11 protein-coding genes and 4 pseudogenes are annotated in these 12741 nt (G+C 67.0%); 8 read left to right on the top strand and 7 right to left on the bottom strand.

From position 1 onward, the window contains the following. The first annotated feature begins 206 nt into the window (after positions 1-206). A pseudogene (locus ACIRU3_RS46380) lies at positions 207-609 on the top strand (hypothetical protein). Here the strand turns inward: ACIRU3_RS46380 and ACIRU3_RS46375 are convergent. Both ACIRU3_RS46375 and ACIRU3_RS46370 read right to left on the bottom strand, forming a co-directional pair. Next, positions 578-1257: pseudogene (locus ACIRU3_RS46375) on the bottom strand (transposase family protein); the annotation flags it as partial. The pseudogenes ACIRU3_RS46380 and ACIRU3_RS46375 overlap by 32 nt on opposite strands. A 179-nt stretch (positions 1258-1436) precedes the next feature. Continuing rightward, complete coding sequence (locus ACIRU3_RS46370; RefSeq protein ID WP_404070300.1) at positions 1437-2117, bottom strand: hypothetical protein; 681 nt, start codon at positions 2115-2117, stop codon at positions 1437-1439. A 702-nt stretch (positions 2118-2819) separates the two neighbouring features. On the opposite strand from ACIRU3_RS46370, the pseudogene ACIRU3_RS46365 reads away from it, so the two are divergent. The 3 genes and pseudogenes from ACIRU3_RS46365 to ACIRU3_RS46355 form a co-directional block, all read left to right on the top strand. Next, a pseudogene (locus ACIRU3_RS46365) lies at positions 2820-3134 on the top strand (hypothetical protein); the annotation flags it as partial. Further along, the gene (locus ACIRU3_RS46360; protein ID WP_404070298.1) at positions 3131-3307 is read left to right on the top strand and encodes a hypothetical protein; all 177 of its coding nucleotides are present in this window, start codon (positions 3131-3133) and stop codon (positions 3305-3307) included. The pseudogene ACIRU3_RS46365 and the gene ACIRU3_RS46360, both read left to right, overlap by 4 nt. Positions 3308-3440: 133 nt before the next feature. Next, positions 3441-3633 (top strand): annotated as a pseudogene (locus ACIRU3_RS46355) (IS5/IS1182 family transposase); the annotation flags it as partial. A 570-nt stretch (positions 3634-4203) separates the two neighbouring features. Here the strand turns inward: ACIRU3_RS46355 and ACIRU3_RS46350 are convergent. Beyond that, complete coding sequence (locus tag ACIRU3_RS46350; protein ID WP_404070296.1) at positions 4204-4449, bottom strand: hypothetical protein; 246 nt, start codon at positions 4447-4449, stop codon at positions 4204-4206. A gap of 649 nt (positions 4450-5098) precedes the next feature. Here ACIRU3_RS46350 and ACIRU3_RS46345 point away from each other — a divergent pair. Beyond that, entirely contained in the window at positions 5099-5266 is a 168-nt protein-coding gene (locus ACIRU3_RS46345) for a hypothetical protein (RefSeq protein ID WP_404070302.1), read from the top strand. 36 nt (positions 5267-5302) lie between these two features. Next, a complete protein-coding gene (locus ACIRU3_RS46340; RefSeq protein ID WP_404070294.1) occupies positions 5303-5920 on the top strand; it encodes a hypothetical protein in 618 nt (205 codons plus the stop codon). Positions 5921-6514: 594 nt separating this feature from the next. Here the strand turns inward: ACIRU3_RS46340 and ACIRU3_RS46335 are convergent. Continuing rightward, a complete protein-coding gene (locus tag ACIRU3_RS46335) occupies positions 6515-7285 on the bottom strand; it encodes a hypothetical protein (RefSeq protein ID WP_404070292.1) in 771 nt (256 codons plus the stop codon). Between the two features lie 553 nt (positions 7286-7838). Continuing rightward, complete coding sequence (locus ACIRU3_RS46330) at positions 7839-8648, bottom strand: hypothetical protein (RefSeq protein ID WP_404070290.1); 810 nt, start codon at positions 8646-8648, stop codon at positions 7839-7841. Between the two features lie 219 nt (positions 8649-8867). Between ACIRU3_RS46330 and ACIRU3_RS46325 the strand changes: the two genes are divergently transcribed. Next, entirely contained in the window at positions 8868-9410 is a 543-nt protein-coding gene (locus tag ACIRU3_RS46325; protein WP_404070288.1) for a DUF6368 family protein, read from the top strand. A gap of 7 nt (positions 9411-9417) precedes the next feature. Here ACIRU3_RS46325 and ACIRU3_RS46320 read toward each other — a convergent pair whose 3' ends face one another. Both ACIRU3_RS46320 and ACIRU3_RS46315 read right to left on the bottom strand, forming a co-directional pair. Next, entirely contained in the window at positions 9418-9681 is a 264-nt protein-coding gene (locus ACIRU3_RS46320) for a hypothetical protein (protein WP_404070286.1), read from the bottom strand. Positions 9682-10237: 556 nt separating this feature from the next. Further along, positions 10238-11383, bottom strand: a complete 1146-nt coding sequence (locus tag ACIRU3_RS46315; RefSeq protein ID WP_404070284.1) for an epoxide hydrolase family protein — start codon at positions 11381-11383, stop codon at positions 10238-10240. A 63-nt stretch (positions 11384-11446) separates the two neighbouring features. On the opposite strand from ACIRU3_RS46315, the gene ACIRU3_RS46310 reads away from it, so the two are divergent. Continuing rightward, the gene (locus ACIRU3_RS46310) at positions 11447-12415 is read left to right on the top strand and encodes a helix-turn-helix transcriptional regulator (protein WP_403340201.1); all 969 of its coding nucleotides are present in this window, start codon (positions 11447-11449) and stop codon (positions 12413-12415) included. Positions 12416-12741: the final 326 nt, after the last annotated feature.

Below are 12741 nucleotides of genomic sequence, written 5' to 3'. Positions count from 1 at the left end.
AAACCCCCGCCCACAGCACTCCAGGAACTGATCAACGCCGTCGGCAGCGGCAGACCCCTGAACCCCTACGTCCCGACCTAACAAACCACCGCTAGGGACACTTCCCTTACGGTTCGACAAACTCGCCGTCCGCTCCGAAGCAACCGTCCTGATCGCCGCGATCGGCGAATGGCTGTGACCGGCCTGAGCTGTCGGTTTCTCATGCCATGCTGACCGCGACCCAGGTGAACAGGCGAGGGGAAGGCAACGATGGGGGCTCAGTACTACGGCGCCGACAGCGAGAACGGCGACCGCTTCGGCGACCCCTCCGAGGACGCGCTGTTCATGATGATCAGCGACCTCAACGACCCCGACAACACGTTCGTGGTCGTCCAGCCTGACGAGGACGACCCCGTCTGGTTCGCCTCCGTGGCCGTCCTGGACGAAGGCGGCTACGAGATCGTCCGTCGTGACACCACCCGCAACGAGCATGAGGTCACCACGGCGACCAGCATCATCGCCCGCGACCTCACCATCTGGTTGGCCGCCCGCGACTTCCCCGGACGGCCAACCCGGCAGGTCAGCGAGTTCCAAAACCCGGTGCCCTCAGCCGGGCGTGGTCGCGGTTGAACTGCTGGTAGTGCCCGGGCTGTTCGCGGTGGTGGTGGTACGGGGTGCGGAACGTGGCGCCGGCGCCCTGGTAGGCGCGGTCGGCGAGGACGAGGATCTGTCTGGTGAGGCAGGCCTGGATGATGCCGTGAGCTCGCGCGGCGGTCAGATCGTGTGTGCGTCCTGGCGTGGCCCGGGAGAACCACAGCGGTGTGCCGTCGGGACGTGCGATGACCTGAGCGTTCATGCCGTGCTGCTTGTGCTTCTGGGAGTGGTACGGCTCGTCCGCCTTGATGCGGTCGGTCGGGATCAGGGTGCCGTCGACGATGACGAAGTCGCCCTCGCCGAGCCCGACCAGGGCTTCGTGCAGACCCGGCGCCCAGGCTGCGAGGACGTCCAGGGTCTCGTCGACATACCGCCAGGCCGTGGCGGTCGAGACGCCGAAACCGGCCGCCGGCGCGGGCAGCGTCTCGTTCTTGCGCAGGTGCACCAGCACGAGCAGGCCTGCTTGAAGCAGCCCAGCTTCCGCCACCGCGTACGGCGTTCACACCTTCAGGCATAGATGAGCCAGGAAACATGCTCGACCAGCTCATACGGGACGTCGACCGTGGCACGATACGGGACCAAGCGAGGCTCCTCGGACGATGCGTGGTGCGTAGAGAACACCACCGCAACGACCAGGAGCCTCGTCTCGTTACCCCCTGCTGACCTGCCGCTTCACCCCACAGAGACGATGAAAACGCCTCAGTAAACGCCCGGCTGGATACCCCGGGAAATCGCACCAACCTTCGGCCGGAGAATGCGAAAGGTCCGCCGACCGAGTCGGCGGACCTTCTGCGAGACTGAGGCTAGCAGGGCTCGTATACCATCTTGAAAACGCCGTCCGCGAAATTGGTGCCCGGGATATATATCGGGGTGTTCGTGACGATGTTGGGGTCAGACCACACCGTCTTCCCGTGGGTAAGCTTCGGGTAAGTAGCCGTAAGCTTGCCCTTTGCCCTGGCGAAGCGAGGTGAGAACGCAACATACCCCTTCTTGCCGGCGGCGATGTTGAAAGTATAGATGGAGGTGTCGGTGACAGCGGTACTGTCGGATACTGTGCGCTGATACTGGAAAGACTGTTCAATGCCCGCTTTAATCTTGTCGCCGAGTGCGAATTCTGCCCTGACCGTACTCTGGCTTCCATACATATCCGAGATCGTATGGGTGACCGTCGTACTGTACAGCTTGGCAATGCTGGAAGTACCCCCTTCGCAATTGTCAACGGTCGCGGATACCTTCACTTGATTCCCCAGTACGATCTCGGGAGTGCTGTACAAACTGAACGAGCAATTGGGATACATTTCCGTGCTGTAACCGTGAGGGTTATCCGCATTCATAAGCCAGTGCCTCTGCGATTGCCCATTCGAATTGTTGCAGTCCCATGCTACGTACGGATCCCACGGAACCGTCGAAGGAGTGCCCTTATAGGTCCGGGAGTAGTCATATTTGCGCTCGTAGCATTGCCCGTAGATGCCGTAGGACGTCACCCAATAAAAATTACTAGTCGTGCAGTAGGCGGTACTCGCATCCGAAGAGCCCAGGTCTGCCCACGCGGCGTGAGCCGGGGCGCCGGTAAGTGGTACGAGTGCTGCTGCACTGAGCAGAGACAGTGCGGCAAGTCGACCGCGTCGCAAACGTGGCGACGTGAGGCGTTTCCCGGCTCTCCGCCGTGTAGATGTCGTTCTTATATACTTCATGCCAGACTCCATTTCAGCCCCGACCAACTACGCGGCCGCGGCCACTGAAACACCCGGAGTAAATTCTCCGCGGGATGACAGGCTCTGCAAGAGCCGGAAAAGCGGGCAGGAACGCAGTGCAGAGAAATACCACACAAAGGAATCACTGGAACGTCAGCAGTCCTGGCAGTCACCCAATAACGGGTGGCTGATCCGTATCATCGCTAACTGGCCAGATTATGACCATGCCACGCACAGCCTGTCCACAAGTTGCCGCTATCCCCTCCCAACCCCGCCCAAAAGGGCAGCCCGCCGGAAGTCGTCACCACAGAAGGCATGCGGTCAACAGCCTGATGCGCCACGAGAAGGGATATGTCCGCTCGCTCGACACGGGGGTACTGCCCCACCGAGTGACATAGCAGAGCTGTTGGGGGAGAGGTTCGACGTCTCAACCCACCGGCATAACAGCCGCGTCTATTCCGTGTTCTGCCGCACTCGATCTGCCTCACGCACAAGGGGGTAGCCGGCGGGGAACTGTGGGGCGACGCCGTGCGCATCGTCGTCCCGTCGTGGCACACCCCGACCGACGAGAACGGATGGCGGCTGCGCGACGCAACGGGCGGAGCCCAGACGTACATCACCGCGCACCCCCGCTACCTGGTCCACCTCTCCCGCCGCTGTCCGGACTACCTGATCTACCTGCGCGCCATGGAGGACTACCTCCTGCCGAAGCAGGCCTCCCGCGACCAGCTGATCGACTGCGGCTGCTACACCACCACTGCTCTGAACCAGCTCGTCCACGTCGCCGACGCCCGGGGTGGCCGGTGATCCCGCGCGTCAACGAGCGGGCCGTCACCGACCAGGATCCGCTCGGCGAGGCGCTGGGCCGCCGCGTCACGACGGACGAGGGCCTGACCGACCACACCGTCGTCGCCTACTGGCCGGGCCTGGATTTCTACACCCTGGACGACGAGCAGGCCGCCTGGACGTCCGCACAGTGAGCTTCTTCAGAACGGCCACCGATCGGGTGACATCCAGGAGCGAGGTTCGGGCCTGCCCGGCGGTAGTCGCCCTGCTTGCAGACATCGTCAACACCCAGTGGTTCCTCACCCACCGGAGAGGCGACTGAAGAAGCTCACGCGGCGCCAGCTGGCGCCGCTGTTCGGGGTGTCCAAGTCCGCGGCCGACCGGATCGTCGCTCATCTCGGCCCGTCGGTGGCGCTGCAGCCGCGCAGACGGTTTTCGCCGTGATGCCGTGCTGATCGTGGACGGCACCCTCGTCCTCACGAGCGATCACCAGGTCGCCGAGCAGTCGAAGAATTGTCGACTGGGTGAAAGGGTTGGACAGTGCCTTCCTCGGGACGAGGTCCCTGGATGCGTGTCTTCGTCCCGCTTTCTTCATCACGGAGCCGTCGTTCTTGAAGTCGACCTTGGGCACGTGGTGCAGGAACCGGCCGTCGCTGAAGCGGTCGCACAGCTCGGCGTACGCCACGGTGTCCAGGATGATGGTGTGGACGCCGATGTCGACGAGCTTGCTGGGGGCGAGCCTCAGCGCCTCGCTCCGATGGTTCATAGCGGTCAGCAGGTCCCCTGGCCGAGGACCCGGGCGGCCATGACCGAGTCGTAGGGGTAGTCCCGGCATCAGGAGCTGGACCTGCTTATCCCACAGCTCGGCCGACACGACCTCGCGCAGAACGGACCGGGTCGGTCGCCGGGTCGGCGGCCAGCGAGGATGCAACAGCGGTTGCCATGGTGCGCCTCCGATGGACGGACCCGGGTTCGGGGCGGTGATCCCAGCACACCGTGCCAACCGCCTGAGTAGTGATCAACTCTCCTGCAGTGCACGGCGTTTGCACGGAGCGCAAGCGGACTGGCCCGGCCGAGACGGAACTCTGGCTCAGGACCAGTTGGGTGACGTCCCGTCGGGTTCTCCGTACGGCACCGGCCGGCGCCCGAGGGCGTCCAGCAGAACGCGGCCGCTGAGCGGCTCTCCCAGTTCCGCCTGCACGCTCTGTTCCCTCATGACGGCGGGGCAGGGGCCGCCACATTCCCCCACGGCAGAGGCGTACAGCACCACGCTCGCCTCCGTCTCCAGCGCCTTGACGACGGGGCCGTCGCCGCAGGATCCGTGTGCGGCCTGCACCGTGACAGACCGGCCGTCAGCCGTCGTTCCGGCCGGCCGCGCGACAGGAACGGGACACGCACGGAGGCGGCGCGTCGCACAGGGCGGCGCCAGGAGAAGCTGAGCAGCGAGCGCGCGGCGACGCGGTCGTTCCATGGTGTTCCATCCTTCGGAGTCATGAGCTTTTCCCCGAACGGTCCGTCCGGCGCAGCACCGATGGACAGGTCTCCGGGTTCTGCGTGGCCGGGGATGTAGATCGGCTTGCGGCCGAACAGAGAGCCGACCCGGTGGAGCAGGGCCAGCCTTCAGAGTCGAATGCCGGCCTTGGGATCGGACAGCCTCGCCGCGGCCAGACCGCCGGTGAGCGGGGCCTGGGCAACCGCTGCGGCCAGGCGTGTGCCGGCCACAGCGAGCTCGAGGACGTGGATACCAGCGAAGGACGTACCCCGAGCGATGATCTGACGCGCATCGATGCAGAACGTTCAACGGCCCAGCCGATGCCAGTGCTGCAGACCTCGGGCCGGCGCGGAACGGAGAGCCATTCGCGCGGCTGCCCGCCGGAACCGGACAACGACGGCGGTGGCGGCCATGTCCGCGGCGTCCGAGGAGGCCTGCCGGGTCGGCTGCGTCTTTGCGGAACAGCCACGCCGGCCGTCCCTCCTCGAAGGCCATGGCCGGCAAGCGTCCGATCATCGTTGTGCTGCCGTCGCCGACCGGCGGCCGGCGGGTTCGGGTGAACGGCGAGATCCTCGGCCTGGCGCACAACGTGCAGGACCTGGTGGAGTTCCTCGCGGCCGGCCACGGCCCCTCCTGCGGAAGTCACTGTTCGGCAACGTGAGCCGCACAGCCTGTAGCGCCTGGGCAGTCTGTTCGGGTGCAGATGACAGAAGCTTTTGCGACGACCGTTGCCTCTGTGTCGTCGGCGATTCTCATCGCCGCCACGTTGGAGGCAGCTGCCTATAGCAAGGCGATTCAGGGCTGGACACGCCCAGCGTTCGACAACCTCATGAACAAGGGCGTGGAACTGGCGGCCATGACGCCGTCAGAACGCCAGGCGGCATTGCGGGCATTCAAGGTCGAGGGGTTGCCGAAGTATGGCGTGGGGGCCGCGAAGTCGCTCTTGTTCTTCGCGCTCGGCCTCCTGTGGAGTGTGCTCATGGTCGCGCAGGCCGCGGCGATCCTCGTCTGCCTGCTTTGGCTGGCGGACCCAAAGGAGCCGAAAGACGTCGGGAACACCAAGCTCCTGGTCGCCATTGTGGCCGCTGGCGCCGTCGTCGTCGCCGGGGTGCCGATCTTCCGCGTGGTGTACTCGCCCCTCGGTCCTCTGGCAGAACTGTGGCTGGAGTGGAAACTCAAGGAAATAGCTCGTCAGGTCTCCACACCGAGCGCGGATGAGGACCAGGCTGAGGGGTTGGAGCCGGGGCAGCTTCCGAGCCCGCGCGAACGCGATGAAGCCTCAGCCGGGGACACCGAGGCTGAGGCTCCGTCGTGAGTGAGTGGTGCCGGTTGAGGGCGCACTGTTGTACACCGGGGTCGTGACACGCGGCTGACCTGCGGTCAAGCGGCGTTGCGGGTGGGGCGCTTGACGGCGAGCGCGGTCACGTCTGCGGCAGCGCACCAGGGTTGGGGGCGTGCCGCCGCAGCGATGCAGGCTGCCGCGCTGGACCTCCGTCCACGGCTTCCAGAGGTCCGCCCGACAGGTCGCAAGGGCTTCGACGAGCCGGTGGGAGTGGACGGCCTCGACGCCGTCGGGCCAGATCGCCCGAGCGTGGTCGACGTGCATGTGCGGCGGCTGCCGGCCATCCGGCTCGCCGGCGGGTCACAGGGCGCCGACCGTGGAGGGCAGTTCCTGTTCGGCCCAGACGACCTTGCCGTCCGTTGCCAGGCGCGAGCCCCACCTGCGCGAGAGCCGGGCGACCGGACAGCGGCCGCGGCCGTGCTCGTCGAGCGTGTCGGGATGGCGGGCGCGTGGCTGGCCGGTGTTGCGGGCCCGAGCCGGATACGATCGCGGACGACCAGGTCGCGGAAGTCCCGCCGGCCGCCGCCCCCGTGCACACTCGGGAGGGGGGCGAGGGGCCAGGCAGTGTCAGCCCTTGAGCTTCTCCGGATCCATGACCTCGCCGGCCGGCGGGGCCGTGACCGTCACCGGCTCGTTGAAGGCTGAGAAGTCGAACGAGCCGGGCTCCTTGCCACCTTCGACAGTCATCCTGAGCGCGTAGGGCTCGCCCTTGGCTGCTACGAGGAGGGTCTGGGTCGCGGCACCGTCCTTCCCCGTGAGCGTCACGGCAGGCGTTCCGTTGACCTCGGTGTCCGCCTTCCTGGTCAGGTGGCTGTCCTTCTCATCCTTCTCGAACATCGTGCCGATGTCACAGAAGGGGAATTTGTCGTCCGCCTTCGCATCCTGCGCAGGCATCTTGAACCAGCGCCCCTTGAGCATCTCGATCAGGGCATCCGTCTCCTTCGACGAGGAGCCGCCCTCGCTGCCCATCTGCTGCCAGAACTTCTCGTCGCCCTTCATGTAGGCGGAGTCGCCGACCTGGCGAATCTCGGCGGAGGCAGCCCCTGTGGTGAAGGTCCCCTGACAGTCGCCCTTCTTGGCGACGGAAAATTCGAAGGTCATGTGCTGGCCGTCGGTGGACATGCCGCCCTTGACCTTGAACGAGTCGAGCTTCGTCATCGCCACGCGGGCCTTCTCGGAGATCTGAGCCGGAGCCAGCCCCTTGAACGCCTCCGCGGTGGCGGAGCCGGAGCCGCCCGCCCCCTTGGCTTCGGCCTTCTTGTCGCTACCGCATGCGGTGAGAGCCATCACCGCCGTGGCACACAGACTTGCCGTAGCCATGAGAGTTCGCTTGCTCATCTTTTGTTTCCCCTTAAACAAGACCGTCCGCTCATCGGACTCGGGGAGGGCGCAAAGGGATGCGAGGACCGGAAGGTGATCCCCCTCACACCAGACGGGCTCACACCGCCTGCCTCTGAGCAGCGACCGTCGCCCAGCCCGTTTCGCGGCCTCGTAGCTGAGGATGCCGGGCCGGGGCGGCGGCGTTTGGTGCCGATCAGGTCGGCCATCGCCGACGCCGCCCGCGACGTCGCCGGCCGGCGGCGCCACCCCGCACGCTGGCACCGCGCCCGCCCCGGCCTCTCCCCCGCCGACATCCCCCACATGACGGCGGCACGGGCGCGGCAGCCCCGCCGACGCGCAACCGGCTGAGCGCTCGTGGCGGCTGCCTCTACACCGCCAAATGACGACGGCTCCCCACAGCCATGAGGGTCGCCGTCGTTGTCCCGGGAGGCGAAGTGGAACGGCAGCCCGAGGCGGTCGGCCAAGGCAAGGCCCGCCTCAACGGCGGCGTGCCCGGCCCGGGGTCGCCAGGTCGGTGGCAGACGGTCGCCGGTGCCTCCTCTGAACGTGGTCAGTACGCCCCGAACGACCAGAAGACGCCCACCTCGTCGTCGGACACCGCGATCAGGCCCAGGTCCTCGAGGAAGTCGAGGCCGTTGAGGTACTCGGAGGTGAGGAAGCCGTGGGATTCAGTCCCCTGAAGGCCCGCTGCGAGGAAGTCCGGGGCCGGGTCAGAGGCGGCGGTCGTCGCATTGGTCCAGTAGCGCGCCGTGGGCCCGTACCGATCGAGCAGGGTCCGGGCATCCGCCAGCACGGCGTCCCGGTCCGGGCGGGAGCGGACGGGGGCGGGTTCCGACTGCCATTCCTCGGCCATGATGGCGAGCGCGGCGACCGCCGCCTCCGCCTCCAGGGGGTACAGGCGAGCGGGCAACTCTGATGAGTGAGGGGGATCGAAGGGGTACGCAGGCACCGTGTGGCGGGCGGCGCTGGTGCGGTCCCAGTCCAGTCGGACCCAGCCCCGGGGGTCAGGGACCGACCGGTGCAACACGGCGCGGACGTCGTGCGCCCAGTCCTCGTACCGCCGAGGGCCGGTAGCCGCAAAGGTGTACGTGTCGTCGAGCAGCCGCAGCGCCGCCGCGTTCCAGGGACAGCGACGGTAGCGGAACTCCGCCAGCAGACTGCCGATCTGACGGGCAAAGGCGTCCTTCGGCTCGCGGGGGATGCGCCGGAGCTGGTCGAGGGCCCAGTGGAAGAGCTCGCCCCCTCCTTCCGCTGCAAGGCGGACCGGCCCCTGCGGAAGCGGGAGGTCCGTTCCGTCCCATAGCGCCTCCAGGTGCGCATCGAGCAGGTCCAGGGCGGGCCGGTCGGCAGGCACGGGCATTTCGCCACTTTAGGCCGTCTCTTTCGGACCATGGCGGCCCGGGGTGATCGGCGAGACGCTCGCTGCGGCAACGATGCGGAGGAGTGACGACACCGTGCGTCAGCTGCCCGAGGAAGGCGCGGTGCTGTCGAAACTCGGGTTCTGGCTCAGCTCTGTGGTGCGGGCACGCTGAGTCATCGGTTGGGGGTGACAGTCCCGGCTGGTTAGGCTCTCCTGGCCATGAGCGGACCGGTGTTGGTGATCGAGTCGGCAGAGGCCGTTCCCCGCGTGGCGATCCAGCGGCTCCGCGAGTTCCTGCTTGGCGCCTCGGCACGGTTTGAGGAGAAGCGGGTCGGCGAGTACGACCTGAACATTCACGCGGAGAGCCTCGGGATCACGGACGCCGGGGACGTGGACGGACGTCGGCCCGTCCTGGTTTCTGTCATGGGGCCTGGGATCGGTGACGAGGTCGTCTTCGAGGCCGAGCACGCCGCCGAAGGCGGCCAGGAATCTCTCATCGGTTTCACCCCCACCCACGCGGTCGACGTCATCGCGTTCTGCAACCGTCCTGTCGACCACCTCGTCGCGGCTCTGCTGACCACCGCCGTCATGGATGTGATCGGTGGTGTCGTCAACGCCGAACTGCGAGAAGATCAGATTTCAATCGTGGCCGGCCTTCCCGGCGTCGTCGCAACGATGACCCATCCGTGGCCCGCCGCGTATGGCTCGGCGGAATTCCTCCGAGCGTGGGCTCAACAGCCTGGTTTCCGGCTCCTGAAGTAGTTGGAACTCAGCCGGCCGGCTCACGCCGGTAGTACCGCTTGCGTAGCAACTTGAAGCCGGCTCGGCCGGACATCTGGCGCTTGAGCATCTTGATCCGGTTGACTTGACGTGCCCTTCGACGGCACCTGAGTTCCAGGCCAGGCAGTCCGGCGATGACGGCGTCGAGGTCGCGGGCGATGCCGGCGGCGAGGGTGTGGAGGCCGGGCAGGTCGTCCTGCCGGACGGCGTCGGGCCAGTCGGGCAGGCGCTCGCCCTGGCGCTCGGTGAGCATGGTCGCGAAGGAGCGGACGTGTCGGGTGAGGGCGTCGATTTCGGGGCAGTGGGCGCGGACGGTCTTGAGCTGGAGCTGTTCGGGCTCGGTGAGGGTTTCCGGGCGGCGGAGGATCCATCCGGGGCGAGGGCGGCCGGGCGGTCACTGGCCGTGGTGAGGTGCGCTTATCGTGCAGGCAGGCACGAACGCGCTGGTGGCTGCCCCTGTAGCCGAGCGCACCATGGGGCAGTCTTGTCAGCGTAGTTAGTCGGCGCCGGTCAGCGCCTTGTGCCGGACCAACTTCGCTGTCCAGGGACAGCAGCTCAGTCCTGCTGTTGAGGCGCTTGATCGCTGTCCTATCTCAGTCTTCCTGGCCCCGATCTCAGCTGATCTGGCACGATTCGCCCGTCGTCTCAGGTGATCTGGCCGATGTGACAACCGACTGCGCGGTGAAGTTGAGGAATCCGAGGCTGCCGCCCGTCAGGGGGAACTCGGAGTGGTTCAGCCCGGGCAGTCCCGACGTGGCGCTTCAAGGCCGTGGGCTGCCCGGGCGTTCTCGGGATGCCAACCGTAAGTGTCAGCCTCGGAGTGCGCCGAAGAAGGCACGGACGTCGGTGACGAACGCCTCTGGCTGCTCCAGCGCGAGGAAGTTGCCGCCGCGTTCCAGCTCGGTCCAGTGGGTGATGTTGTGGTCCCGCTCGGCGAAGCGCCGGATGGCGATGTCGGTGTGCAGGGCGACGGCCACGCCGGTCGGGACGGTGCCGCGCGCTTTCGGGGCCCAGGCGCTCGGGTCGTGGCCCGCCTCGTAGTACAGGTTCGCCGAGGAGCCCGCCGTGCCGCTGAACCAGTAGACGCTGATGTTGGTCAGCAGGCGGTCGCGGCCCACGGCGTCCTCGGGGAGCTCAGCGGCGGGGTCCGTCCATTCCTTGAACTTCTCGGTGATCCAGGCGAGTTGGCCGACCGGCGAGTCGTGCAGTCCATAGGCGAGGGTCTGCGGGCGAGTGGACTGGATGGCGTTGAAGCCCATCTTGTCCTGCTGGAAGTTCTCCAGCCGGGCCAGCCGCTCCTGCTCGGGTCCGGTCAGCCCGTCGAGTTCGGCGGGGTCCCCGGAAGGGAAGGTGACCAGGCCGTTGACGTGCACACCGATGACCCGGTCGGGTGCCTGGCGCCCCATCTCGGCGGCGATCCAGGCTCCGCCGCCCGTTCCCTGGACGCCGTGGGCACCGTAGCCGAGCCGCCCCATCAGCTCGATGAATGCGCCTGCGATGCGGCCGGTGTTCCATCCGGCCTCACCGAGCGGACCGGAGAAGCCGGTGCCGGGCGTTGAGGTCACGACGACGTGGAAGTCCTCCGCGAGCGGCCGGATGACCTCGACGAACTGCACGAACGAGCAGGGCCAGTCATGCAGCAGAAGCAACGGCACGGCCGTCGGGTTCTGCGAACGGACGTGCAGGAAGTGGATTTTCTGGCCGTCGATCTCGGTGGTGAACTGCGGGAACTCATTGAGCTCCGCCTCCGCCTTGCGCCAGTCGAAACCGTCGGCCCAGTACGCGGCCAGGTCCTTGAGGTAGGCGGTCGGCACACCCCGGCTCCAGCCGGCGCCGGGGATCTCGCTGCCCCAGCGGGTACGTGCCAGCCGCTCCCGCAGGTCGTCGAGTTCGTCCTGCGGGACGTCGATGCGGAAGGGGCGGATCCGGGCGTCGGTCTTGCTGCTGCTCTCCATGGGTAGGACAGTATTCTCAATATAGGCACGGTACGTGCCTAATGGCACAACAGGCTGGGTCTCATGCTCGATACCTCCGCACGGTTGCTGCGCCTGCTCTCTTTGTTGCAGACCCCGAGGGCCTGGCCGGGATCCGAACTGGCCGAGCGCCTCGGGGTGAGCGGCCGCACCATCCGCAATGACATCGACCGACTGCGCGAACTCGGCTATCCAGTGGACGCCACCCGCGGAGCCACCGGCGGCTACCGGCTGGGCGCCGGGGCGGCAATGCCCCCGCTGCTTCTCGATGACGAAGAAGCCGTCGCGGTGACGGTCGCCCTGCGCACCGCTGCGCAGGGCGCCGTCCCCGGCACCGCAGAGACCTCGCTGCAGGCACTGGCCAAGCTGGAGCAAGTACTGCCCTCGCGGCTGCGCCGACGGGTGCGGACACTCCAGGCGTACACCGTGGCCGTGCCGGCCGACCGACTGGTCCCGACCGTCTCCGCGGACGTACTGATCACTCTGGTATCCGCTTGCCGCGACGGGGAACGACTGCGCTTCGACTACCTGGACCACGCCGGCACGCCCACCCGCCGCCTTGTGGAGCCATATCGGGCGGTGAACTGGGGACGTCGCTGGTACCTCGTGGCATGGGACGTTGAGCGCGAGGACTGGCGGACCTTCCGGGTCGACCGGATCCAGCCCCGCACCCCGACCGGACCACGCTTCACCCCGCGCGAACTGCCCGGCGGTGACGCCGCGGCGTACGTCTCCCAACGGGTATCGGGCGCGGCCTGGCGCCACCACGCGCGGGTGATCGTCCACGCCCCGGCGACGGCGGTGATCGAGCAGATCAACCCCGCGGTCGGCACGGTCGAGGCACTCGACGCCGACACCTGCGTCCTGACCACCGGCGCCGACACGGTGCAGACCCTCGCGGTCCATCTGGGCATGCTGGACTTCGACTTCGACGTCACGGAGCCCGCGGAACTGGTCACCCACCTGCGTCGACTCGCGGACCGCTACGCCCGCTCCACACCGCCTACCCGCTGAGGCGAAAAGACCCGCCAGGCCCACCAAGACCGCTACCCACCAGATCCGCCAATGCCGGACCAGATCATCTGAGACAACTCAGGAGAACAGCCCAGGCGGACCACATCAATGGAGATCCCCGTCAGGCAGCCGTCTCCACCAATCTGGTCGTCCCAGCTCACAGCTCCCGGTCCGGATCAGATCAATTGAGACAGGACAAAGGCTGAGCGTTCTCACCGAAGGTTGAGCGAATGTCCGTTGTCATCCAATCGAGGCGTTTGACAGCGAACCTAGTCGTTCCGGTTTCCTTGCCAACGAACCTAGTCGTACGAGGTGACGTACTGGGG

It is taken from the genome of Streptomyces sp. NPDC101151, from assembly GCF_044768335.1.
Lineage (GTDB): Bacteria > Actinomycetota > Actinomycetes > Streptomycetales > Streptomycetaceae > Streptomyces.
Note: the sequence above shows the minus strand (reverse complement) of the source record. Positions and strands in the feature narration are given on the sequence as shown.